Below are 22,986 nucleotides of genomic sequence, written 5' to 3'. Positions count from 1 at the left end.
GTGGGAGAGGGCACGAAATGCCGCTTCGCACAACGGGGTCGATGCTCCGTGCACGGCGTGCCGGAGTCCGGCACCGCTCGGCGGTGCCGGACTCCGGGGTGCAGCAGGTGACGACGCGTCAGCGGATCATTTGGTGCCCACCACCATGGACGCCGACCCGGCCAGGGGCTCGACACGCGTGTCCCGGAAGCCCGCCTCGGCCAGCCAGGCGCACCCCTCGGCGCCGGTGTAGTCCGAGCCGTTCGGGGTCTCCACCAGCATGTGCAGACTGACCAGCAACGGCAAGGCGTTGCTGCGGCGGTCGTCGTCGATCAGGGCCTCGCGTACGATCACCACGCCTCCCGGCGGGAGTGCCTCGTACGCCTTGCGCAGCAGCATCCGCCGGGTTTCGAGGTCCCAGTCGTGGAGTATGTGACCGAACGAGATGACGTCGGCCTGCGGCAGCGAGTCGGTGAAGAAGTCGCCCTCGACGAAGGCGATCCGGTCGCCCAGGCCGGTGCCCGCGACGGCCGCGGCGAAGTGCGGGCCCACCTTCGGCAGGTCGAAGCCGACCCCGGACAGGTGTGGGTGACGGGCCAACACCCGTGTGAGGAAGGCGCCTTCGGAACAGCCGATGTCCGCGACCGTCCCGTACGCCGACCAGTCGAACCGCTCGGCAAGCGCCAGGCTGGCGCCGAGCGACACACTGGACTGCATCTGCTGGAACTTGCGCAGCCGCTCGGGGTCGGCGTAGATCGTGTCGAACGGATCGGTCTCCGTGCCTGTCCCGTTCCGCTGCGGTTCGCCGGTCCGCAGCGCTTCGCTCAGGGTCGCCCAGGCCGGGTACCACTGGTCGTTGGCGAATTCGAAGAGGGCGCCCAGGTAGCCCTGGGGCCGGGCGGGGTCGAGGTGGCGGGCACTGACCTCGGCGTTGCTGTAGACACCGTTCTCCCGTTCCAGAAGCCCCAGTGCCACCAGGACGTCGAAGAAGTCCCGTGAGCCGCGTCCGTGCATCTTGAGGCGGCCGACCAATTCGTCAGCGGTCGCGGGGCCGGCCGCCAGCTCGGCGAACAGACCGAGTTCCAGGGCGGAGAAGAGCGCCTTCGAGACCCAGAAGCCCATTCCGAGCCGGATCAGCCGTTCCATGTCGTCAGCCGGAGCCGCTGGGCCTGGTCCGGGCTTTCCGCTGTACTCGATGAATTCCGTGACTGACGTCATGTCGCGTCTCCAGTGATGAGGCTCCCCCGTCGCGGTGGTGAGCCTGTGGTGTTCCGTTGCCCTGTCGTCGCACAGCACCGTGCTGCGCCTCTACGACGTACGGGCGGTGGCGCCGGGCAGTTTCGGGAAATGGTCGACGTCGATGCCGAACCAGGTCCGCAGGACTTCTCGTAGTTCTTCTTCGCCGGTGATCTTCTGTCTGATGGTCTCTCCGCCGTTCTGCTCGCGGATGAGAACGCGGCCTGTGGCGGTGAGTGCGACCCTGCCGTCCTCCCGTGGCTGGACGCACAGTATTCGGTTCACAAAGGGAGAATCAGGGGCTGTTCGGTACCACCACAGCACCGGAAAGAAGAATTCGAGCTCCCTGGGCCTGGTCTCCAGCCGGTACAGCGGCACGCCGTTGAGCGAGACGTCGACGTCGCCTTCAGGGGCGTCGGACAGAAGGTACGTGCCATGCGGATCGTCCTGCGGTGAGCGCGCGTCGAAGCGCAACGGCCATCTGCTGTTGCCGCCTTGCGCGACGTCGACCAACCACACTCCGGTGTCCGCTCCCCCGGGGTCCCTGAGACCTTCCTCGATCTCCACCAGGAGCGCGAAGTGTCCCGTGTGACCACTCGGCTTCTTTCCCCGGTAGACACGTCCCGCCAGGAACGTGACCTGGAAACCCAAGGCTCTGAGGAGGAGCGCGAAGGCGGAGTGCAACTCGCAGCAGCCTCCACGCCGTTCACGAATGATCTTCTCCACCGCCTCCAGCGAATGCGGCACCGGTTCATTCAGGTGAAAGGAGATGTTCTCGAAAGGGATGGACAGCACATGGCGTTCTTGGAGGTACTTCAGCGCTGCGGCGTCGGCCCGTTCCGGCCTTTTGGCGCCTATTCGTTGCAGATAACCGTCGACGAGTTCGGGGTTCATGGAGGTACGGAGAGTCCTGTCAGGCATGGGGAGAGGGCCGGAGGTCCGAGTGATGGTTCGCGTGGGCGCACCGTCCGAACGAAACGTCGTCCGGGGTGGGTTCACCTCTCCAGGCAGAATTCGTTGATGGGGTAGCCGACATGCCGGTCCTCGGTGGGCAGATACCCCAACAGCCGGTCCCCGGGTTTGAGTTCGGTGCTGTTCAACACCGCACCGCCCGGGCCGAGCACCCGCACGTGCCAGTCGTCCTGAAGGATCAGGTTGACGGCGCGGCCGTCCTCCGCCACGGCGTCGATCGATATGAGGGGACGGCTCTCGATCTTGACCCGTCCTACGGTGACGACCCTGGTCTGACCCTTGACGTCCACGGCCATCACCTTGCTGCCGGACTTCAGCTCGCTCAGGTAGTGGGTGCGTCCCTCGCGGGAGAGCGTGTAGGAGTGAATGGCCCCCGCGTTCACCCGGAACGGGCGGGTGGGCATATAGGGAAGAGGGTGGGTCTCACTCACGCAGAGAATCATTCCCTTGGAGTGTGAACCGACCAGGATCCCCTCGTCCTCACGGAAGTGACTGCAGGTGTCGACACAGGCCCGCTCCCCCATGCCCACATGCTCAGTCGCCGTGACCGTCAGCTCGGTCAGATCGAGGGCCGGGGTGTCCACGACAGCCGCCTGCTTCAGTGCGGTGGCGTCGCCCACGGTGACCGGCGCCATCATCACGCCGTCGGACCCGTGTTCCAGAACTCCGAAGACGATCCGTGCCTCTTCCGCGTCCTGAGCAACGGTGATCATGCTGCCCTTGGCGCCGGCAGCGGCCGCGATGACGATCTCCAGGGGAATCTTGGTGGGATCGCGGAAGTAGAGCAGGCTCCATCGCTCGCTGCGCGCCGACCGGCAGGCATCCTCCAGGGTCTCGGCATCGGTGATCTCCACGAACCGGCCGAGCTCCACCCCCGGCCAGACGTCAGCGAGTTCCGCCGGATCACCGTGCTCTCGCGGGTCGACGATCACCACGTCTGCGCCCTCAAGGTCGCCGGGCAGTTCCTTGCCCTGCGGGAAAAGGATCTTCTTCACCGTGGGGGGCAACTGCCGCAGATCCTCCAGCGTGTCCGTCACGACCCCGTCCAGCCGCTGGTGCACCGCTTCCTCAAGCACGGCCTCCTTGGCGGTCGTGCCGCGAATGTCCAGCCACGTGAGCCTCATACCTGTCCTTACTCCTGTCCTGATCTTCGACAAAGGGCGCTCGGTGCGCGATCGTCGTTCGGTTCGCTACCTGGTCGCCAACAGCTCGGCCGGAGCGGGCGGAAGCACATCTCCATGCACCAGACGCGCGATCCTCCGCGTCGTTTCGCCCGGCCTCGCGGATTCGAAGATGTTGCGCCCCATCGCGATGCCCGCCGCGCCGCGACGCAACGCCGCGTCCACGAAATCCAGCAGTGCGGCGTCGTCCGTGACTCGCGGGCCGCCTGCCACCAGGAGCGGCACTGGGCAACTGTCGGCCAGCCGCAGCATCTCCGCCTCCGAATCGACGGAGTACGTCTTGACCAGGTCGGCGCCCAACTCGACGGCGACGGACACCGCGTGGGAGACGAGCGCCGGTGACCTGACATCGGCGATGTGCGGCCCGCGCGGATACATCATCGCGAGCAGCGGTACGTTCCAGCGGTCGCAGTCCTCCGCGACGCGGGCCATGTCGGCGATCTGACGGACCTCTTCGCGCGAGCCGATGTTGACGTGCACGCTCACCGCGTCGGCGCCCAGCCGCAGGGCCTCTTCGACGTTTCCCACCAGGGACTTCGCGTCGGGGTCCGGAGCGTGCGCGGTGCTGGCACTCAAGTGGACGATCAGGGACGTCTGGGTGAACCAGGCGGGGTCCACGAAGCGGACGCTTCCCTTGTGGAGTACCACGGCATCGGCACCGTTGGTCGCCAACTGGCCGACCAGACGGTTGAGTCCGGTACCACCGGCGGCAAAGGGACCGTCCGAGAGGGAGTGGTCCAGCGGAACCACGAGCATGCGTTGCGGATTGCGCCGATGGAGGCGGAGGAAACGCATCCTGCGCGCAGCTGACATGCCGACGAACGGTCTCATTTTTTACGCATTCTGTTCCGTGGACGAGCAACGAGCCTCGCGGTACGGGCATGCGGACGTCCCGAGACCGCGTCGTCCGCTCATCGAGCCGCGCCGCCTCTGCTCCGCCCCGCACCGCTGACGTCCATCGTGCCGACAGGCATGGCGCCGTCGCGTCGGCGAGAACTACGTACGCCCTGTTGTCGCGGTGATCCCGGTCGCGGGTGGTACCGGGGGCGTGCTGTCCGTCAGGCGCCGAGGTCGGGCTGATCCCTCAGCTGCCTGCGGGAGTTGATGCCGAGCTTGCGGAAGATGTTGCGCAGGTGGGCGTCTATGGTGCGCGGGCTGAGGAACAGCCGCGCCGCGACCTCGTTGGACGTCGCGCCGGTGGCGACCAGCCTCGCGATGTACGCCTCCTGGGAGGTGAGTTGATCGTAGGCGCCGCCCGACCGGTTGCGGACCTTCTCGCCGGTGGCACGCAGTTCGTCGGCGGCACGCCGGGCGAACGCTTCGAGACCCGCTTCGGAGAGCAGTTCGTGCGCGGTGCGCAGATGCTGTCGGCAGTCGCGTCTGCGGCCCTCGCGTCGTAGCCACTCCCCGTACAGGAGGTGCGCTCTCGCCCGGTACGGCAGCAACGGGCTCTTCTCCAGGTGCTCTACGGCTTCCCGGAAGTGGTCCTCGACGCCGGTCACCAATCCCCGTGCGTACGCCGCGATGCCCAGACCCGAGGCGGTTCCGCCGGCTTCGGTGCGTTCGGTCAGCGATTCCAGTGCTGTGGCGGCGGCCTCGTGCTCGCCGCACCGTACGGCCGCCTCCACCAGCTCGGGCAGGCAGACGCCGGCGATGAAGAGGTCGTCGTGGCCCACGGCTTGTCGCGCCGCGGTCAGTGCGGCCGGGTAGTCGGCCAAGCCGTTGTGCAGGAGGGCCGCCGCCCAGTGCACGTTGGCGATCAGTTGCCCCGAACCCTGCGCTGTCGCCGCCGCCGTAGCCGTGCCGAACAGCTCCAACGCCTCTTGCCGGCGGCCGCGCATCGCCGCGAGTTGCAGGCGGTGATACACGATCGGAGGTCCGCCGACCGCGTCGGCTATCGCCTCCTCCTCGGCGACCGCCGCCGCCGCTTGCCCCAGATCTCCGGTCAGAGCGGCGTAGGACGTCGCCTGGGCGAGTCCGAGTCGCAGCACGAAGGGCGAACCCGACTCCCTGCCGGTCTTCATCAGCCAGTCGACGATCGCTCCGTGGGCGTGGTCGTCCCAGAGTTCGCCCGCGAGCAGGACGGCGAGGGCGGGCCGGCGCGTCCACAGCGGGCCGTCACTGCCGTCGTCGCCGTGGAGGACCTTCCGTATCAGGGGAACGGCGGCCCGGTGTCCGTCCTCCTCCAGCCGGACCAACGCGTCGAGTACGTCCGGCGGGCGCTGTGCGGGCGCGGCCCACCGCGCCGCCGCCAGGACCTTGTCCGTCACACCGCCGGGCCGGCCCACCACCAGGGCCATTTCGAGGGCTTCCAGGACACACTCGCGTGCCCGTACCGGATCCAGGTCCGCGAGCCGCCGCGCCGCGCGCAGCATGAACATGGGCCCGTCGCCGTCGTTGTGCCGCGCGAACGCGATCTGGCCCCGCAGCAGGTCCACTTCGGCCTGCTGGAGCTCGTCCGGCGCCGCGCTCTCCACTGTCGTGACAAGGTCAGCCGCGGTGTCGGTGTCACCGGAATCGAGGGTGGCCCGCACTGCCGCCAGCGTCCGGTCGATCCGTACGGCGGCGTCCAACGACACCGCGGCGGCCCGTTCGAGGAAGGCAGCCGCAGCCACCACACCGCCGCGCGAACGGGCGCGTGACGCGGAGCGCTCCAGCTCGGCGGCGAGGTTGTCATCGGGGCCGGCGACAGCCAGTGCGCGATGCCAGGCCCGCCGGTCGGGATCGGTGACCGGGTCGGTGACATCGGCCAGCACACGGTGCGCCGCGCGGCGCTGGGCGACTTCCGCCGCGCGGTAGACGGCCGACCGGGCCAGCGGATGGCAGAACCGGACGCGGGTGGAGAACTCGATCAGTCCGGTGGCGGTCGCGGCCGAACTGGTCGTGGCCACATCCAGGTCGAGCCGACGCGCGGCGGGCCAGAGCAGGCCGGGATCGCCGGTCGGATCGGCGCTCGCGACGGTCAGCAACAGCCTTGCCGCGTCGGGGAGATCGGTGAGCCTGGCCTGGAAGCCGCGCTCCAGGCGGGTCGGCAGCGACGTGGTGTCCGGTGGGGCGAACCCGCCGGCCCTGGGCAGTTCGAGCAGCGCCAACGGGTTTCCGCGCGCCTCGGCGATGATCCGCTGGCGTACCTGCTCGTCCAGCGTCATATGGCTGCGCGCGGCAAGCAGCTTCCGTGCGTCGGCGTCGCTCAGACCATCGACGAACAGGCCGGGCAGCTCGTCGAGTTGTCCCACGTCGCAGGGCAGCCGGACGGCGAACATCATGGCCACCGGTTCGGAGGTGATGCGCCGGGCGAGGAAGGTCAGTGCCTTCAAGGAGGCCGTGTCCAGCCATTGCGCGTCGTCGACCACGCACAGCAACGGGCGCTCACGGGCCTCGGAGGCCAACAGCTCCAGGGCCGCCAGACCGACACGGAACACGTCGGGGGTGCCCGTACCCGATCCGAAAGCGGCCTGGAGGCTGTCGCGGTGCGCGGCGGCCAGTGCGTCGAGATGCCCCAGCATCGGCACGCACAGCTGGTGCAGGGCGGCGAACGGCAGTTCCGTCTCGTACTGCGACCCGGACGCCCGCACAGTCCGGAACCCTGAGGCGGTCCGCCGGGCGTGGTCCAGCAGGGCGCTCTTGCCGATGCCCGCCTCACCACGCAGCACCAGCACACCACCCTGGCCCGAGCGCGCGGCACGGGTCAGCTCGTTGACCTGCCGGACCTCGTCCTGCCTGCCGATAAGGGGAGCGGAAAAGCGGACCGACGTCATTCCACATAGGTTAGACGCCGCGAGTGGCCCGCCCGACACCTTGGGGCCGGTGGCAGAGCAAAGGGCGATGACGGCCAGTCCCGTCAGATGTCATGGCGTCTCCCTGGACAGTCTCGTGCAGGCGGTCAAGGGTTCATCGCGACGCCTCGGCAATCGCTTCGGTCGCGTAGTCCCAGAGGCGGGCCGCCGCCTGGGGGTCGAGGGCGTGCGGGGCGACACCGCCAAGTGCTTCGTCCGCGCCCTCGACCGGGCGTGCCTCCTGGTTGTCCTCGAAGTAGCGGCCGGTCACACCGGCGAGGAGCGGAGACCCGGCCAGCAGTACGGACGTCGCGGCGCCCTGGGCAGGCTCCTTGTAGTACGGCTGCGGAATGATGTTGCCTTCGTCGTCGATGGCACCCATCGCCCGCATGGTGTCGTCGTCGATGTGCCGCTGGAGATTCGTGCTGATCCAGCCGGGGTTGAGCGCATTGGCGGTAATGCCGTCGGCAGCCCACCGCTCGGCACCCACCGCGAAGAGTACGTCCGCGGTCTTGGACTGGCCGTAGGCAGTCCAGCGGTCGTACGGGCGTCGCTCGAACTGCGGGTCGTCGAAGTCGAATACGGCGGACGGGTGTGCACCGGAGCTGACGATCACGATGCGGGCCGATCCCGCCGCGCGCATCGCGCCGTGCAAGGCGTCGGCCAGCGCGAAATGGCCCAGGTAATTGGTCGCGAGCTGCAACTCCCAGCCCTGCGCGGTGAGTAGGCGCTCCGGGACGGCCATGATGCCGGCGTTGGCGACGAGGATGTCGAGGGGCCCCTGCCAGCTGCGCGTGAACTCGCCGACCGACGAGAGGTCGGCCAGGTCCAGTGCGGTGAGGTGAACCCGTCCGGAGCCAGGGCCTGTTGCAAGGTCCCGGACGACCTGCTCGGCCGACTTCGGGTTGCGAGTGGCGATGGTCACCTCGGCGCCCGCGGTGGCCAGGGCCCGGACGGTCTCAAGTCCGATGCCGGAAGCTCCGCCCGTGACGACGGCACGTCGTCCGGTGAGATCGACACCGTCAATGACTTCTGCGGCCGTGGCATGGGAGTGGAAGGGGGTGGTCAGGCGGTCGTGCATGGTGAGCCTCTTCGTATGGTGCGGGGCGGGGGACACTCACGAAAGCTACTGGTCCGCTATGGGATGATCCATACCGAATCATCCAGAAAACTTGCCAGATCGTCCACACGGGCCGGGTGCTCCTGGGGCACTGCGGCTTCGCGGTGCACACCTTCAAGCGCCCACCGTTTCCAGCGTCCAGTCCGGTTAATCGGTTGCGGGCCTTCAGGAGGGGGTGTCTGATCCCGGCTATGACGATTGTGCTGGGCACGCCGACTGTCGACGGGGTACGCGAGGCCATGGCCGCGCTGCGGGAGTGGCAGTACGACGAAGCGCCGATGCAGTTGCATTCCGGCGACATCGGCTGGAACTACCGGTTCGGAACGGCCGAGACGGCCTCGGCGGTCCGGACCTGGAGTCGGGACGGGCGGATTCTCGCGGTCGGGATGCTCGACTCACCGACGCTGGTGCGGATGACGGTCGCTCCGGACGCTTTCCAGGACGAGGGCTTGGCGCGGCGGCTCGTGCAGGACTTCTCGCTGCCTGGGCGCGGCGTGCTCCCGGAGGGAACGGTGTCCGTCGAGGCCCCGCTGGGCCTGCTGCTCCACGACCTGCTGAGTGAGGAGGGCTGGGGCGTCGACGAGCCGTGGACACCGCTCTTCCGTGATCTCACCGAGCCGGTGGAGGACCCCGGCGTGCGGATCAAGTCGATCGGCCCGGAGCAGGCACAGGACTTCGCCGACGTCCTGCGGTCGGCGTTCAACACCTCGCGGCCCACGCGCGAGTACTGGCACGCGATGTCGGCGGGACCGTTCTGGGCCGACGCCCGCTGCCTGGGCACCTATGACGACCAGGGCAGCGTGGCGGCGGTGGTGACGGTGTGGTCGGCCGGCCCGGGGAAGCCGGGGCTGGTCGAGCCGATGGGCGTCCACGAAGACCACCGTGGTCGCGGTTACGGCCGGGCGATCACCGTGGCCGGGGCGGCCGCGCTGCGGGAGATGGGCTCGTCGAGCGTGCGTGTGTGCACGTCGAGTTCCAATGTCGGCGGCGTCGCCACGTACAAGGCGGCCGGGTTCGAGGTGCGGCCGGAGGTGCGGGACCGGATCCGGACGGCCTGACGTCGGGGCTGCTCGGCGAGACGGCCGTCCGGGCCGTAGATCGTCCGGCAGGTGCGGGTTTCGCGCTTTCCCGCCCACGGTCTCGGGTTACGTTCGTACGCTCCGGCGCATGGTGGACCCCGAGGTGCGTGGGCGGATCACCACGCGGCCTCCTCGCCCCCTGGGCAACGCTGCCGCAGCGCCGGCCCGTTCGAAGAACACCTACCGAAGAACACCAACCTCGTGGCCCGGTTCCGGCGCCTGACGTCGGTCACCGGGGCGAGTTTCGCGCGCTCGTCACCGTCTGGCACCCGGTCCTCGGCGTCGACCTTTTCAGCAACCGCATCTCACCCGGCGCTGAACTCGCCCTACACCACGGGCAGGTCGGCGCGGCGGAGGGCGTCCTCGTCCGTCCGGGCGTCGTAACTCAGGAGCTTGGGCAGGACGGTGGCGAGTGCTCCTACCGTGGCGACGCAGGCGAGGCCGCCGGTCCAGATCGCCGGGCGGGCGCCGATCCAGCCCGCCATCGCTCCGGCGCGGACCTGTCCGAGCTGGGGGCCGACGCTGTAGGAGAGGACCTCGATGCCGGCGAGCCGGCCGCGGAGCCTGTCGGGGATGGTCTGGTTCCAGATGGTCGAGCGGCCCAGCCCGCTCAGCATGTCCCCCGCTCCGGCCAGGCCGAGGCACACGAGCACCAGCCAGATGTTCGATGTCCAGCCGGCCGCCGCCATGGCCAGTCCCCAGCCCGCCGCGCCGAAGACCACCAGCAGGCCGTGGCGGCGTGTCCGGGACACCCAGCCGCTGGTCAGGCTGACGAGGAGGGAGCCGACGGAGCCCGCCGCGTACATCAGGCCGAGTGACCAGTCGGCGTCGAGCTCGTCCGCGAGGAAGGGGAAAATCGTGTTCGGGAAGGCGAGGAACATCGCCGCCAGGTCGATGGCGTACGTGCCGAGCAGCACAGGCCTGGACCAGGCGTACCGGGCCCCTTCGGCGATGCCACGCAATGACGGCCTGGCCGCGTGCTCGACGGGTGGCACGGCCGAGAGGCGACGGCACATCAGGACCGACACGGCGAAGCCGACCACGGTGGTGGCGTAGGCGGGAACGTTGCCCGCGTACGCCACGACCAGCCCCGCCGCCGCCGGTCCGCCGATGGCCCCGATCTGCCAGCGCAGGGCGTTCAGCGCGGCCGCCGCCGCGAGTTGGTCGTGCGGGACGATCCGGGCCAGCAGCGAGTCCATGGCGGGCCGTTGAAGTCCGGCGAGTGCGGCCACGCCTGCCGCCACCACGTACAGCGGCCACAACATGGGGTGCGGCAGCATCGCGTTGACCAGTAGGACGACCGCGAGCAGTCCAAGGCCCGTCTCGGTCAGGATGATGACCTTGCGCCGGTCCACCGCGTCGGCGAGGGCGCCGCCGTACAGTCCGAACACCACCAGCGGTACGAGTTCCACGGCGCCCATCGCACCGACGGCCAGGGGTGATCCGGTCAGGTCCTTGATCTGGAGCGGCAGCGCGATCAGCGCCATCACGCTGCCCAGGTAGGTGATCAGGCCCTGCACCCACAGGAGCCGGAAGTCCCGGGAGGTGCGCCAGGGCGAGAGGTCGGGCAGCAGGGCGGCGAGTCTCGACGTCATGGGTCAGCGCGCCTTGCCGGCAGTCTCGGGCGCGGGACCGGCTGACGGTGACGCGTGCCCGCTCTCGCCACGCTCGGCCGTCGAGTGGTGGCGTCCGATCGGCAGGACGAGGGGCTTGCCGGAAAGCGGGTCCTCGATGACGCGGCTGCCCATGCCGTACAGGGCCTGGACGGTGTCCTCGGTCATCACCTCCTCGGGGGTCCCGGCGGCGTGCAGCCCTCCGGACGCCAGGGCGATGAGGCGGTCGGCGTAGCGCGCGGCGAGGTTGAGGTCGTGCAGGACCATGACGATGGTCGTGCCGCGGGTCCGGTTCAGATCGGTCAGCAGGTCGAGGACCTCGATCTGGTGGCTGATGTCGAGGAAGGTGGTGGGCTCGTCGAGCAGCAGCAGATCGGTCTGCTGGGCGAGGGCCATGGCGATCCACACACGCTGGCGCTGGCCGCCGGAGAGTTCGTCGACCGCCCGGTCCACGAGCTCGGTCGTGTGGGTGGCCTCCAGCGCGACCGCCACCGCCTCGTCGTCCTGCGCGGTCCAGCGGGAGAACGCGCGCTGGTGGGGGTGGCGGCCCCGGCCGACCAGATCCAGGACCGTGATGCCCTCGGGGGTGACCGGCGACTGCGGCAACAGGCCCAGGGTCCGGGCGAGTTCCTTGGCGGGGGTGCGGTGGACCTCCCTGCCGTCGAGGACGACCCGCCCGGTACGTGGGGTCAGCAGCCGGGACATCGAGCGCAGCAGGGTCGACTTGCCGCAGGCGTTGGCGCCGACGATCACCGTGATCCGCCCGGCCGCGAGGGTGAGGTCCAGCCCCTCGATGACGGCGCGGTCGCCGTAGCCGAGTGTGAGGTTCTCGGTGGAGAGGGTGTGGGACGCGGTCACAGTGAGCCTCCGGCCCGGTTGGTGCGGACGATCAGGTAGACGAGGTAGGGGGCGCCGAGGACGCCGGTGACGACGCCGACGGGATAGCGGACGTCGAAGGCGTACTGGCCGGTGAAGTCGGCGACCAGGACGAGCAGCGAGCCGACCAGGCCCGCCGGGATCAGCAGGGATCCGCCGCCACCGACCAGCCGGGCGGCGATCGGGCCGGAGAGGAAGGCCACGAAGGCGATGGGTCCGGCGGCGGCCGTGGCGAACGCGATGAGTCCGACGGCCACGACGATCACGGTGACGCGTGTGCGTTCGACGCGGACGCCGAGAGCGGACGCGGTGTCGTCGCCCAGGCTCAGCGCGCTCAGGTTGCGGGCCTGCGAGAGCAGGACCGGAGTGAGTACGAGCACGGCGAGGACGGAGGGCACGGTCTCCCGCCAGGTGGTCCCGTTGAGGCTGCCCGTGAGCCAGCGCATCGCCTCCTGGAGGTCCCATTCGGCGGCCTGTGACAGGACGTAGGAGGTGACGCTGTCGAGGAGGGCGGAGATGCCGATGCCGATCAGGATGAGCCGGGTGCCGACGACCCCGTCGCGGAAGGCGAGCGTGTAGACGAGCAGGGCCACCCCGAGCGCCGCTGCTATCGCGAGGACCGAGACCTCGGACTCGCTCAGCGAGAGGACCACGATGGCGATGGCCGCCGCCGCACTCGCACCGGCGCTGATACCGATGATGTCGGGGCTGGCGAGCGGGTTGCGCAGCATCGTCTGGAAGGTGACTCCGGCGATCCCGAAGCTGAACCCGGCCGTCAGGGCCAGCACCGCGCGCGGCAGGCGCAGCGTGCCGACCGTGAAGGAGGCACCCGGCACCTGCTCCCCCATGATCACGCGCAGCACGTCGCGCGCCGGGTAGAAGGTGTGCCCGGCCATCAGCGTCATGGCGAACGCGGCGACGACGAGGATCAGCAGGACGAGGACGGTCAGCCGCCGGCGGTGGGCGCGGCGGACCCGGGTGCGGGTGACGGTCCGCGCCACGGGCAGGCCGGGGTGGGCGGGGGCAGTCACAGGGACCTGACCTTCTGTCGGCGGACGATGTGGATGAAGAAGGGGGCGCCGACCAGCGCGGTCACGATCCCCACGTCGATCTCGGACGGCCGTGCCACGACCCGGCCCACCACATCCGCGACCGTCAGGAGGACGGCGCCGGTCAGCGCGGCGAACGGCAGCAGCCAGCGGTGGTCCACACCGACCAGCAGACGGCAGGCGTGCGGTACGACGAGTCCGACGAACCCGATCGGTCCTGCGACGGCGGTGGAGGCCCCGCACAGGACGACCGCGCCGAGTGCGGCGGTGGCCCGGACCAGGGCGACACGCTCACCGAGCCCGGCGGCCAGATCGTCGCCCAGGGCCAGCGAGTTGAGGGCCCGGGCGGAGGCCAGGCAGAGCACGAACCCGACGGCCAGGAACGGTACGACGCTGCCGAGCTGCGGGTACGAGGCACCGCCGACGCCGCCGATCTGCCACAGCCGGAAGGTGTCGGCGATGTCGTTGCGCGGCAGTACGACCGCGCTGACCAGGGAGGCGAGCGCGGCCGAGATGGCGGCGCCGGCCAGGGCCAGCTTCAGCGGGGTGGCGCCGCCGCGTCCCAGCGAGCCGACGCCGTAGACGAACGCGGCGGTCAGGCCCGCGCCGAGCATCGCCACCCAGATGTAGCCGGCCTCCGAGGCGAGGCCGAAGGAGGCGATGGCGGTGACCACGGCGAGGGAGGCACCCATGTTGACGCCGAGGATCCCGGGGTCGGCCAGCGGGTTGCGGGTCACCCCCTGCATGACCGCACCGGCGAGTCCGAGGGCGGCGCCCACGACGACGGCGAGGAGGGTGCGCGGAACGCGTTTGGCGACCGCGGCCTGTCCCAGGGTGTGGTCCGCGCCGCCGAGCGCCGACCACACGTCGGACCAGGCGACGTCGCGCGAGCCGAAGGCGAGGGAGGCGGTCATGGCGGCGAGCAGGACCCCGGTGACCACGAGGAGCCAGCCGACACGCACGCGCGCCGGACGTCGTACCGCGACGGCGTCCGGCGCGTGCGGGGCATCGGTGGCTGTCACGCGACCTTGTCCGCGGCCTTGGCGAGCGCTGCCACGTAGTCGTCCAGGACGTACGGGATGGAGAGCGGCGTCGGGTTCGCCGCGGTGGCCAGCGGGGTGCTGCCGGGCAGCAGGTAGAGGGAGTCCCGCTGGACGGCGGCCAGCTTCGAGGTGAGCGGGTCCTTCTTGAGCGCCTTCAGCAGTTCGCCCTTCTCGTCGCCGTAGCCGGTGATGATGTCGACGTCGTTGAAGTCGTCGATGCGCTCGGCGCTCTTGGTGAGCACGAACTTCTTCGTCGACCCGGACGGCCCGGAGACACTGGCCGGGATCTTCATGCCGAGGTCGGTGAAGAACTGCGTGCGGGTGTCGTGGGTCGTGTAGTAGCCGACCTCGCTGACATCCTTGGACGACACGTGGGTCATGAACATCGCCGTCTTCCCCTTCAGCTGGGGGTACTTGGCGACGGTCTTGGCGATCCGGCCCTCCAGGTCGCCGATCAGCTGGTCGCCTTCGTCGGCCAGTCCGATGGCCTCGCTGTTCAGCCGGATGATGTCGCGCCACGGGGTGGCCCAGGCGGCCTCGGGATAGGCGACCACGGGTGCGATCTGGCTGAGGGTCTCGTAGTCCTGCTTCGTCAGCCCGGAGTACGAGGCGAGGATGACGTCCGGCTCGGTGTCGGCGACGGCCTCGAAGTCGATGCCGTCGGTCTCGTCGAACAGGACCGGTGTCTTGGCGTCGAGTTCCTTGAGCCGGGCCTCGGTCCAGGGCAGCACCCCGTTCCCGTCGTCGTCGCCGAAGTTGGCCTTGGCCATGCCGACGGGGACGACGCCGAGGGCCAGCGGGACCTCGTCGTTCGCCCAGTTGACGGTGGCGACGCGCTTGGGCTTCGCGGGTATGACGGTGGTCCCGAGCGCGTGCTTGATCGTCACGGGGAACTGGTCCGAGCTCTTGGCACCGGCAGCCGCGGCGCCGTTGTCGTCCGAGTCGTCGGACTGGCCGCCGCAGGCGGTGAGTCCGAACAGGAGCGTCGCCGCGAGGGCGAGCGCACGAAGGCGAGGGGTTCTCATCGACCCTTGATCCACTTTCATTCAGGGTGCCGGGCGGGCTCACACGCGAGGGACCCGCGGAACGCGGATCGTGGAGCAGGGCACCACACCCACACCAGAAACTTAGGTAAGGCTTACCTGCACAGCGTATGGATTCGGGCGCCGCCGATCAATCGAGCTTTTTCGACAGCCCTTGTAGCGATCGGGACATACGTGAAGGCAGCCGGCGCCGGGGCCGTCCGCGGGGCCCGCACAGGTCAGTGGGCCCGGAACCGGCCCGGAGTCATTCCCGTCGTGCGCCGGAAGGCCACCCCGAAGGCGCTCGCCGAGCGGTAGCCCACCGCGTCGGCCACCACGTCGACCTCCAATCCGAGGGACAGCAGTTGCACGGCGTGCTGGGCCCGGACCGACGCCACCCAGCGGGCGAAACTCGTACCCGTCTCCGCCCTGAACGCGCGCGTCAGTGTGCGTGCGCTGCACCCGAGCACCGCGGCCCAGCCGCTCAGCGTCCGCTGGTTGGAGGGGTCGGCCCGGACCACGTCGACGACAGGACGCAACAACGCGGAGGTGGGCAGCTGGACCAGCAGCGCGCGGGGCGAGGGCCGCAGGACGTCGAGGACCATCGTCTCGGTCACGCTCCTGGAGCGTGACGGCAGCTCCTGCTCCTCCAGCCGCTCCAGCAGGAGACGGAGCAGTGGCGTGATCTCCACCGCCACCGGCTCGTCGGACAGTGCCGACAGGGTGCCGTGGCGGAAGAAGTGGGCGCGGTAGGAGGTGCCCGCGACCGCGGACGCGGAGTGCAGCTGCCCGGCCGGCATCCACAGCCCCAGGGTCGGTGTGATGCACCACACCTGGGAACCCACCACGGCCGTAGACGCCCCGCGCTCGTTCCAGAGCAGTTCGTGCCACGGGTGGGAGTGTTCGTTCCACGCCGTGTCGGCGGTGACGACCTCCTCGTACCCCTGGATCACGAACGGCACGTCCACCTCGCCTGCGGCGAGCGTGGGCAGCTCTCTGGTGACACGCATGTACCGAGGCTAACCGGCGCCGGTCGGACCGAGCTGCGCCGGTGTGGCCCGACCGGGTCCCCTGGAGTGCGTACGGCCTGCAAGCGGAGCCGAACGCCTGCTGAGTTGACGCCCGCCGGCTAGTTCGTACCGGCGGTGAGTTCGCTGAACAGCCTGTTCGCCGACTCCGAGGCGAACTGGCGCTGGAGCTCGGCACGGGCGATCTGCTTCTTGAACTCACCCTCGAAGCCGGTGAATCCGGCGTTGTGCATGGTGTCGGTGATCCACGTCGCGAACGCCTGGTAGTTCCAGATGTGCGGCAGGCAGGTCTCCGAGTAGCCGCCGAGGAGGCTGGAGTCGCCGTCCTTCGCGTGGCGGATCACGGCGCGAGCGAAGACCTCGGTGTCGTGCAGGGCGAGGTGGATGCCCTTGGCGCTCATCGGCGGGACGATGTGGGCGGCGTCGCCGAGAAGGTACAGCTTGCCGTAGCTCATCGGGTCGAAGACCACACTGCGCAGGGGCACGATCTGCTTGGACAGGATCTCGCCGCGCGAGGGAGGGGTGCCGAAGCGGGCCTCCAACTCGCTCCAGACGCGCTCGTCCGACCACTTCTCGGGGGTGTCGTCGACAGCGCACTGGAGGTAGATGCGGCTGGCCTCGGGGCCGCGGGGGATCATGCCGGCCAGGCCCAGTTCGTGGATGGCCATGCCGGAGGGGCTGGTCGCGGTGGCGGCCAGGACGCTGAGCCAGGAGTAGCCGTACTCGTGGGAGTACTCGGTCAGTGCCGTCGCGGGGATGGTCCGGCGGGACACACCGTGGAAGCCGTCGCAGCCGGCGATGAAGTCGCAGTCGACGGCCCGGGCCGATCCGCCGGCGTCCTGGAAGCGCACGACGGGACGGCCGCCGGTGAGGTTCTCCAGGGTGACATCGGCCGCTTGGTAGCGCAGGTCGCCGCCTCCGCTCAGGAAGACCTCGGTGAGATTGCGTACGAGCACCTGCTGCGGGCAGTACAGGCTCTCGTTGTTGTCGTCGTCCACGTCGATCGGCATCGCGTGGCCGTCGATGTAGAAGCCGCCCTCGCTGTGCGGGATCGGGTCGCCCGCCAGGACCTCCTCCAGGCCCCACGCGCGGAACATGCGCACCCCGAAGGTGTCGATGGTCCCGGCGCGTTGGCGCTTCTCGACATAGGCGCGGGGGTGCTTCTCCAGCACGACGCAGTCGATGCCGTCGCGCAGGAGGAAGTTGCCGAGGGTCAGACCGGCGACGCCGGCTCCGATGATGACGACTGTCGTCTCGTCGTGTGTCGTGGTCATGGTGTGGGAGCCTCCGTGCTCAGGGCGGGACCGGTACGCGGCATGGCCGCGGTCACCACCCTGCGTCGGCGCCTGGCCTGCACGCCACCGGTAACTGGACAGCGAATACCGGAAAGCCGCCAGGTCTGGAACGTAAGCGAGTGCCGGGCGCCTGAGCTGCGCCGATGCCGGCAATCAGGCGTGGCGGTGGCGTAGTTCGGCCTGGTAGCGGCCGGGCGTCTGCCCGACGACATCCGTGAAGGCGTCGATGAAGCTGGAGGGGTTGGACCAACCGCAGGCCACCGCGGTGTCCGTCACCGACATGCCGTCGGTGAGGCGGGCCAGCGCGTGGTGGATGCGCAGGGTGGTGCGCCAGCGGTGGAAGCTCATGCCCAACTCGGTGTGGAACAGGCGGCTGAGTGTGCGTTCGCCGGCCCCCACGCTGCGGCCCAGGTCGGCAAGGGTCGCGGGCCGGGCAGGGTCCTCGTGCAGCAGCGCGGTGGCGGCGCGGAGCCGGTCGTCGTCGGTCTCCGGCAGGTGCAGGGACTGCTCGGCGGCGTCGACCAGTTCGTCCACGATGACGGTGAGCAGCCTCCGGTGCGCACCGGGGCGCCGCTCCGGGCTGTCGGTGAGCGCGAGGAGCGCTTCGCGCAGCAGCGGGCTGACCGCGAAGACGCTGGGGTGGTCGACGATCTGCGCGCACAGGTCGAGCGGGACCTGGAGCAGGCGCACGTCGGTCCGGCCGTAGAAGCGGTGGGAGTGTGCGAAGTGCGGGGGCGTCCAGGTGACGCGGTTGGCCGGCGCGACCCACGTTCCACGTTCCGTGACGGTGGCCAGCGCACCGGCTGCGGCGTAGACGAGCTGCCCCTCGGCATGCGAGTGGGGGGCGAGCTGATAACCGTGCGGCAGCCACGCGGCGCCTTGGAGCGGCGTCGCGTCCGGTTCGGAAGGGTCGGAAGGGGGCGTCGAAGAGTGGCGGTCTTTCGGCATCGGAGGTTAATTTACCGCTCCGAGGCGAGCGACCGGTCCGGCGCGGTGGAAGTCGGTCCGCCGCCACAGTCATCCAACTGGATGGTCAGCCCGTCCAGTACCGGACTCAACCTGTCCTCTACCGCTGCCATCGTGGCGTACGAGCCGTTCGGGAGGCATGACTCCTGGTCACGGCGGCCGCCGCTCGGCATCGACGGCCGGCGGCGCACAGTTCTCACACTGAGGCAAGGAGCAGGTCATGTCCGTCACGACCACCACTCATCTGAACTTCCGAGGCGACGCACGTGAGGCGCTGGACTTCTACCGGTCCGTCTTCGGCGGACGTACCGTCGCGGTCACCTACAAGGATGCCGGCGCCGTGCAGAACGAGAGCGAGGCGGAGTGGGTGATGTGGGGCGAGGTGGCCGGTGACAACGGCTTCCACGTCATGGCCTACGACGTGCCCTCTCAACTGCCCTGGCACCAGGGCGAGAACCCGTTCTTCGTCTCTGTGCGTGGAGACGACGCCGAGGAGACAACCACCCTGTGGGACAAGCTCGCCGAAGGCTCGACCGTCGTGCGCCCGCTGGAGCCCGCGCAGTGGGCGCCGCTGTACGGCATGCTCACCGACCGCTTCGGCGTCACCTGGGTTCTGGACGTCACCGCTCCGTACAACGACTGATCCGACGGATCGGCCTACCGTCCGACACCGGCGACCATCGGTGAGATCTTCGGCGGCGCCCGTATCGGCCTCGCTGCCGAGGAAAGCGTCGGGCGGGCCACCGGATGGGGCTCCGGACCTGATCGTCGCCGAACCGTTCGACGCGGTCGGCAGGACGCGTACCGCCACCGCGCCCAGGACATCGCAGCCGATATCGCCAAGCTGCCTCTGGCAGCCACGGTGATCGCGCAAGTAATGCATGGCATACGCCCACACCCATGCCGTTTGTTTTCGATTCCGCGGCGCCGCCAAGTGCAGTCAGGTGTCCGATACCGCCCAGCCGCACTCACCCGCAAGGTGGACAGAGTCCGACACTTTCGAAGGAGAACCTTGTCCGCCATTACTTCCCCGGTATCCGGGAGGCCGACGGTCAGCACCATCGAACTCGGTGATGTGCAGATCCACCGCGTCATGGAGTACTCCGACACGACCCCGATGACCACGGATGTCTTCTTTCCCAACAGCAGGCCCGAGGAGTGGGAGCGTCACACCGAGCTGCTGGCACCCGACCACTGGGACCCGGGAACCGACCTCACCCGCGCTGCGACCCAGTCCTGGGTGCTGCGCAGCGAGGGAAAGGTCATTCTCGTCGACACGGGCGCCGGCAACGGCAAGTACCGTCCCCTGCAACCGATCTGGTCCTACCTGGACACCTCGTACGTGGCGAACCTCGCCGCCGTCGGCGTACGGCCCGAGGATGTCGACCTCGTCGTCAACACTCATCTGCACGACGACCACGTCGGCTGGAACACCAGGCTCGAAGGACGCGACTGGATCCCCACCTTCCCCAACGCGACCTACCTCATGCCGCAGCGCGACGTCGAGTACTGGAGGCCGGACAACCTCCACAACACCGTGTTCGGCCGGGGCAACCAGAACGTCTACGAGGACAGCGTCGACCCGGTCATCGAGGCCGGTCTGGTGAAGACCTGGGACGAGTCGTACACCATCGACTCCAACCTCCGTCTGGAACTGGCTCCCGGTCACACCCCAGGCGCATCGATCATCCACCTGGAGTCCGCAGGCGACCGTGCGGTCTTCGCCGGGGACCTGTTGCACGGCGCCATCCAGGTCCACGAGCCGCACATCAACAGCTGCTTCGAAGAGGACGAGGACGGCGCCCGGGCCAGCCGTGCGCGTATGTTCGCGTACGCCGCCGACAACAACGCCCTCGTGCTCCCGGCCCACCTGCCCGGCCATGGCGCCTTCGAACTCCGCCGTAAGGGTGCCGGGTTCGAACTCGCCACCTGGGCGCCGTTCTCCCGCACCTGACTGTTCTGCCCGATCGGATCGTGGGAGCCGTACGCCGGGACCCCGCGAACCTCGCCGAGTTCCGGGAGAGTTTCGCCGGCTACACCTTCGGGGACGCGGGCGCCGCGGTCGTCCTGGAGGCGGTCGACCGGGGCGGCATCCTCGACGTCGACGGTGAGACTCGCTCCGAACACTGGGCTGTTGGCGGAATCTTCGGAGGCGGCTCGCGGCATCCCCGCGGCGACGAGCACACCTATTTCCGCGGTGACGGCAACGAACTGCGGGCGGTCTTCGAGAAGGTCGGCACCTCGGTACTCGACCGGATGCGGCATCGGACCGGCCTGGAGTGGACCGACTTCCGCCATGTCCTGGTCCACCAGGTGACCTTGCCCAACCTGGAGCGGTTCGTGGAGATGAGCGGAGTCCCCGAGGACCGTCTCGTGGTCACAGTGCCGGAGCTCGGCAACATCGCCTCCGCCAGCCTCGGCGTGCAACTCGACCGCGTCCACGCCAACTTGTCGCCGGGCGACCGCGTGCTGTTCGTCGGACTCGGCGGTGGCATGAGCATCATGACGATGGTCTGGGAGAAGTCATGAACGTCCCAGGGGTAGTTACGGCGGCATACCTGAGGGGACAGCGCTTCGCTCGGCGTACCGCGTCAATTTGACGCTTCGGCCCGCTGCCGGTCGTCGCCGGCCGTGGCGGGGATGGCGTTGTCGATGAGGACTGTGGCGATGGCGGCGGCGGTGGGGAAAGCGTCGGCGTCGAGGACCCGGGTGCGGGCCGCCGCGCCGTCGATGAGCAGCGCGAGCTGCTCGCCGAGCTGTTCAGGGTCGGCCGCGCCGGCTTCACGGGCGGCGTCGGCGAGCCGCGCGGCGACGGCTTTCTTGTAGTCCCGCGCGTACTGGGATGCGGGGTGCTCGGGGTCGTGCAGCTCGACGGCGGCAGCGATGTAGGGGCACAGAGGGGTGGTGGGGGCGACGTCGAAGGCGGCGAGGAGCCGTTCGCGGGGGGTGAGGTCGGTGCGGTCGAACACGCCCGACAGAACCGAGGGGTCGAACCGGCGCAGGTACTCGGCGACGAGCTCGTCCTTGCCGGTGAAGTGCTGGTAGGCCGTGCGCTTGGACACCTGGGCCGCCGCGCAGAGTTGGTCCATGCCGGTGCGGCTGATGCCCTGCTCGCGGAACAGTTGCTGGGACGCGCCGAGGATGCGCTCGCGGGCGCCCCGGCCGCGTCGGCGGCCCGTGGGGCCCTTCTCCAACTCCGTCATGGCTCCATGTTACCCCAGCCGGGTAACGACCGGTGTACTTAGCTTGCCTCTCGGCCGCCCACCCCGTAGCGTAAGCACACAGGGCGGTGTACTTAATGCCGTCGCCCCAGTTACACACGGCACCACCGACCCAAGGGAGCGACCATGGGAAAGCTCGACGGCAAGGTAGCGGTCATCACCGGCGGCACCACAGGTATGGCGCTGGCCGGCGCGAAGCTGTTCGTCGACGAGGGTGCGCACGTCTTCCTCACCGGCCGCCGCCAGGACGCCCTGGACGAGGCCGTGAAGCAGATCGGCCGCAACGTCACCGGCGTCCAGGGCGACGCCGCCGACCTGGGCGACCTGGACCGCCTGTACGACACCGTCAAGCGGGAGAAGGGAAGCATCGACGTGCTGTGGGCCAGCGCCGGCATGGGCGAGCCCGCGCCGCTCGGCGAGATCACCGAGGCCCAGTTCGACGCCGCGTTCTCACTCAACGCCCGCGGCACCCTGTTCACCGTCCAGAAGGCCCTGCCCCTCTTCAACGACGGCGGCTCCATCCTCATGACCGGCTCCAACGCTTCCCTCGGCGCCTTCCCCGGCTGGAGCGTCTACGCCGGCAGCAAGGCAGTCCAGCAGGCCTGGGCCCGCGTCTGGCTGAACGAGCTCAAGGACCGCCGCATCCGCGTCAACGTCCTGACCCCCGGCCAGGTCGCCACCGCCAAACAGGCGGAACTCTTCGACGAGGCCACCAAGAGCCAGTTCGAGTCCCTCATCCCCCGCCGCGAGATGGGCCGCCCCGACGAAATCGCCACCGCCGCCCTCTTCCTCGCCTCCGACGACTCCAGCTACGTCAACGGCATGGAACTCGTCGCCGACGGCGGCACCACCGCCCTCTGAACCGACCAACTCACCACCAGGACAGGACATCTCATGAGCAGCATCAGCATCAGCATCATCGGCACCGGGAACATGGCCCGCACCCTCGGCGCGCGGGCGGTGGCGGGCGGCAACACCGTCGAGATCATGGGCCGCGATCAGACCAAGGCCGCCGAGCTGGCCAAGGCTCTCGGCGGCGGCGCCACGACGGGAGAGTGGGGTACCGCCCCGGCCGGGGACATCGTCATCGTGGCCTTGTTGTACGACGGTGTCGTGCCGGTCGTCGCCCAGTACGGAGACGCTCTCGCGGGCAAGGTCATCGTCGACATCAGCAACCCCTTCAATGCCACGTTCGACGGGCTGGCGCACCGCGAGGAGACCTCGATCGCACAGGAAGTCGCCAAGGTGGCCCCGGCCGGTGCCGGTGTGGTGAAGGCGTTCAACACCATCTTCCGTCATGTCCTGGAGAAGGGGCGGCCCGACGTCTTCATCGCCGGTGACGATGCGCAGGCCAAGGCACGTGTGGCGGAGTTCGTCGAGAGCCTCGGGCTGCGCCCGCTGGACGTCGGCGGTCTGAAAATGGCGCACTGGCTGGAAGGAGCGGGCCTGTTCACTGTGGGCCTCGCCAACAACGGGGTGGGCAACTTGGACTTCGCCCTCAGCATCACCGAACTCCCCGTCTGAGCGGAC

Annotated in this window: 21 protein-coding genes; 6 read left to right on the top strand and 15 right to left on the bottom strand. The window is 69.4% G+C overall.

Annotation, left to right across the window (positions count from 1 at the left end):
* Positions 1-126: 126 nt before the first annotated feature.
* From OHS57_RS36275 to OHS57_RS36250, 6 genes are all read right to left on the bottom strand, one after another.
* Entirely contained in the window at positions 127-1,197 is a 1,071-nt protein-coding gene (locus OHS57_RS36275) for a methyltransferase (RefSeq protein ID WP_328584746.1), read from the bottom strand.
* Between the two features lie 90 nt (positions 1,198-1,287).
* A complete protein-coding gene (locus OHS57_RS36270) occupies positions 1,288-2,109 on the bottom strand; it encodes an arylamine N-acetyltransferase family protein (protein ID WP_328584745.1) in 822 nt (273 codons plus the stop codon).
* A gap of 101 nt (positions 2,110-2,210) precedes the next feature.
* A complete protein-coding gene (locus OHS57_RS36265) occupies positions 2,211-3,311 on the bottom strand; it encodes a 3-dehydroquinate synthase II (protein ID WP_328584744.1) in 1,101 nt (366 codons plus the stop codon).
* A gap of 66 nt (positions 3,312-3,377) precedes the next feature.
* A complete protein-coding gene (locus OHS57_RS36260; RefSeq protein ID WP_328584743.1) occupies positions 3,378-4,181 on the bottom strand; it encodes a 2-amino-3,7-dideoxy-D-threo-hept-6-ulosonate synthase in 804 nt (267 codons plus the stop codon).
* Between the two features lie 245 nt (positions 4,182-4,426).
* Complete coding sequence (locus OHS57_RS36255) at positions 4,427-7,126, bottom strand: ATP-binding protein (RefSeq protein WP_328584742.1); 2,700 nt, start codon at positions 7,124-7,126, stop codon at positions 4,427-4,429.
* A gap of 133 nt (positions 7,127-7,259) precedes the next feature.
* Positions 7,260-8,225, bottom strand: coding sequence for an SDR family NAD(P)-dependent oxidoreductase (locus OHS57_RS36250; protein ID WP_328584741.1), 966 nt, complete (start codon positions 8,223-8,225; stop codon positions 7,260-7,262).
* Positions 8,226-8,455: 230 nt separating this feature from the next.
* On the opposite strand from OHS57_RS36250, the gene OHS57_RS36245 reads away from it, so the two are divergent.
* Positions 8,456-9,322 (top strand): GNAT family N-acetyltransferase, encoded by an 867-nt coding sequence (locus OHS57_RS36245; RefSeq protein WP_328584740.1) that lies wholly within the window; start codon positions 8,456-8,458, stop codon positions 9,320-9,322.
* 347 nt (positions 9,323-9,669) lie between these two features.
* Here the strand turns inward: OHS57_RS36245 and OHS57_RS36240 are convergent, their stop codons facing one another.
* From OHS57_RS36240 to OHS57_RS36205, 8 genes are all read right to left on the bottom strand, one after another.
* The gene (locus OHS57_RS36240; RefSeq protein ID WP_328584739.1) at positions 9,670-10,938 is read right to left on the bottom strand and encodes an MFS transporter; all 1,269 of its coding nucleotides are present in this window, start codon (positions 10,936-10,938) and stop codon (positions 9,670-9,672) included.
* A gap of 3 nt (positions 10,939-10,941) precedes the next feature.
* On the bottom strand, positions 10,942-11,814 hold the full coding sequence (locus OHS57_RS36235; protein ID WP_328584738.1) for an ABC transporter ATP-binding protein: 873 nt from the start codon (positions 11,812-11,814) through the stop codon (positions 10,942-10,944).
* Entirely contained in the window at positions 11,811-12,863 is a 1,053-nt protein-coding gene (locus OHS57_RS36230) for a FecCD family ABC transporter permease (protein ID WP_328584737.1), read from the bottom strand. Before OHS57_RS36230 ends, OHS57_RS36235 begins: the two co-directional genes overlap by 4 nt.
* Positions 12,860-13,903, bottom strand: coding sequence for a FecCD family ABC transporter permease (locus OHS57_RS36225; RefSeq protein WP_328584736.1), 1,044 nt, complete (start codon positions 13,901-13,903; stop codon positions 12,860-12,862). Before OHS57_RS36225 ends, OHS57_RS36230 begins: the two co-directional genes overlap by 4 nt.
* Positions 13,900-14,949: an iron-siderophore ABC transporter substrate-binding protein gene (locus OHS57_RS36220; RefSeq protein ID WP_328584735.1), complete on the bottom strand. Its 1,050-nt coding sequence runs from the start codon at positions 14,947-14,949 to the stop codon at positions 13,900-13,902. Before OHS57_RS36220 ends, OHS57_RS36225 begins: the two co-directional genes overlap by 4 nt.
* A 236-nt stretch (positions 14,950-15,185) precedes the next feature.
* Positions 15,186-15,956 carry an AraC family transcriptional regulator gene (locus OHS57_RS36215; RefSeq protein WP_328584734.1) on the bottom strand — a complete coding sequence of 257 codons (771 nt, stop codon included), beginning with the start codon at positions 15,954-15,956 and terminating at the stop codon, positions 15,186-15,188.
* A 119-nt stretch (positions 15,957-16,075) separates the two neighbouring features.
* Positions 16,076-17,248, bottom strand: a complete 1,173-nt coding sequence (locus OHS57_RS36210) for a 4-hydroxybenzoate 3-monooxygenase (RefSeq protein ID WP_328584733.1) — start codon at positions 17,246-17,248, stop codon at positions 16,076-16,078.
* 174 nt (positions 17,249-17,422) lie between these two features.
* Positions 17,423-18,217, bottom strand: coding sequence for a helix-turn-helix transcriptional regulator (locus OHS57_RS36205; RefSeq protein WP_328584732.1), 795 nt, complete (start codon positions 18,215-18,217; stop codon positions 17,423-17,425).
* Positions 18,218-18,455: 238 nt separating this feature from the next.
* On the opposite strand from OHS57_RS36205, the gene OHS57_RS36200 reads away from it, so the two are divergent.
* The 3 genes from OHS57_RS36200 to OHS57_RS36190 all read left to right on the top strand — a co-directional run bounded on the left by OHS57_RS36200 (position 18,456) and on the right by OHS57_RS36190 (position 20,764).
* Entirely contained in the window at positions 18,456-18,878 is a 423-nt protein-coding gene (locus tag OHS57_RS36200; RefSeq protein ID WP_328584731.1) for a VOC family protein, read from the top strand.
* Positions 18,879-19,247: 369 nt separating this feature from the next.
* On the top strand, positions 19,248-20,189 hold the full coding sequence (locus tag OHS57_RS36195) for an MBL fold metallo-hydrolase (protein WP_443043026.1): 942 nt from the start codon (positions 19,248-19,250) through the stop codon (positions 20,187-20,189).
* 20 nt (positions 20,190-20,209) lie between these two features.
* Positions 20,210-20,764: a 3-oxoacyl-[acyl-carrier-protein] synthase III C-terminal domain-containing protein gene (locus OHS57_RS36190; RefSeq protein ID WP_328584730.1), complete on the top strand. Its 555-nt coding sequence runs from the start codon at positions 20,210-20,212 to the stop codon at positions 20,762-20,764.
* 62 nt (positions 20,765-20,826) lie between these two features.
* Here OHS57_RS36190 and OHS57_RS36185 read toward each other — a convergent pair whose 3' ends face one another.
* A complete protein-coding gene (locus OHS57_RS36185) occupies positions 20,827-21,438 on the bottom strand; it encodes a TetR/AcrR family transcriptional regulator (protein ID WP_042001429.1) in 612 nt (203 codons plus the stop codon).
* A gap of 144 nt (positions 21,439-21,582) precedes the next feature.
* Here OHS57_RS36185 and OHS57_RS36180 point away from each other — a divergent pair, with 144 nt between their 5' ends.
* Positions 21,583-22,317, top strand: coding sequence for an SDR family NAD(P)-dependent oxidoreductase (locus OHS57_RS36180; RefSeq protein ID WP_328584729.1), 735 nt, complete (start codon positions 21,583-21,585; stop codon positions 22,315-22,317).
* Positions 22,318-22,350: 33 nt separating this feature from the next.
* The gene (locus tag OHS57_RS36175) at positions 22,351-22,980 is read left to right on the top strand and encodes an NADPH-dependent F420 reductase (protein ID WP_328584728.1); all 630 of its coding nucleotides are present in this window, start codon (positions 22,351-22,353) and stop codon (positions 22,978-22,980) included.
* Positions 22,981-22,986 lie beyond the last annotated feature (6 nt).

It is taken from the genome of Streptomyces sp. NBC_00370 (genome assembly GCF_036084755.1).
Lineage (GTDB): Bacteria > Actinomycetota > Actinomycetes > Streptomycetales > Streptomycetaceae > Streptomyces.
The sequence above is the reverse complement of the archived record's forward strand: the minus strand, read 5'-3'. Positions and strand labels throughout refer to the sequence as shown.

Bases quoted from the DNA above. Each gene is read 5' to 3' on its own strand.
- OHS57_RS36180 (WP_328584729.1), top strand. From the start codon at position 21,583: ATGGGAAAGCTCGACGGCAAGGTAGCGGTCATCACCGGCGGCACCACA.
- OHS57_RS36255 (WP_328584742.1), bottom strand. From the start codon at position 7,126: ATGACGTCGGTCCGCTTTTCCGCTCCCCTTATCGGCAGGCAGGACGAG.
- OHS57_RS36210 (WP_328584733.1), bottom strand. From the start codon at position 17,248: ATGACCACGACACACGACGAGACGACAGTCGTCATCATCGGAGCCGGC.
- OHS57_RS36270 (WP_328584745.1), bottom strand. From the start codon at position 2,109: ATGAACCCCGAACTCGTCGACGGTTATCTGCAACGAATAGGCGCCAAA.
- OHS57_RS36275 (WP_328584746.1), bottom strand. From the start codon at position 1,197: ATGACGTCAGTCACGGAATTCATCGAGTACAGCGGAAAGCCCGGACCA.
- OHS57_RS36185 (WP_042001429.1), bottom strand. From the start codon at position 21,438: ATGACGGAGTTGGAGAAGGGCCCCACGGGCCGCCGACGCGGCCGGGGC.
- OHS57_RS36260 (WP_328584743.1), bottom strand. From the start codon at position 4,181: ATGTCAGCTGCGCGCAGGATGCGTTTCCTCCGCCTCCATCGGCGCAAT.
- OHS57_RS36250 (WP_328584741.1), bottom strand. From the start codon at position 8,225: ATGCACGACCGCCTGACCACCCCCTTCCACTCCCATGCCACGGCCGCA.
- OHS57_RS36240 (WP_328584739.1), bottom strand. From the start codon at position 10,938: ATGACGTCGAGACTCGCCGCCCTGCTGCCCGACCTCTCGCCCTGGCGC.
- OHS57_RS36265 (WP_328584744.1), bottom strand. From the start codon at position 3,311: ATGAGGCTCACGTGGCTGGACATTCGCGGCACGACCGCCAAGGAGGCC.
- OHS57_RS36175 (WP_328584728.1), top strand. From the start codon at position 22,351: ATGAGCAGCATCAGCATCAGCATCATCGGCACCGGGAACATGGCCCGC.
- OHS57_RS36220 (WP_328584735.1), bottom strand. From the start codon at position 14,949: ATGAGAACCCCTCGCCTTCGTGCGCTCGCCCTCGCGGCGACGCTCCTG.
- OHS57_RS36215 (WP_328584734.1), bottom strand. From the start codon at position 15,956: ATGCGTGTCACCAGAGAGCTGCCCACGCTCGCCGCAGGCGAGGTGGAC.
- OHS57_RS36245 (WP_328584740.1), top strand. From the start codon at position 8,456: ATGACGATTGTGCTGGGCACGCCGACTGTCGACGGGGTACGCGAGGCC.
- OHS57_RS36205 (WP_328584732.1), bottom strand. From the start codon at position 18,217: ATGCCGAAAGACCGCCACTCTTCGACGCCCCCTTCCGACCCTTCCGAA.
- OHS57_RS36200 (WP_328584731.1), top strand. From the start codon at position 18,456: ATGTCCGTCACGACCACCACTCATCTGAACTTCCGAGGCGACGCACGT.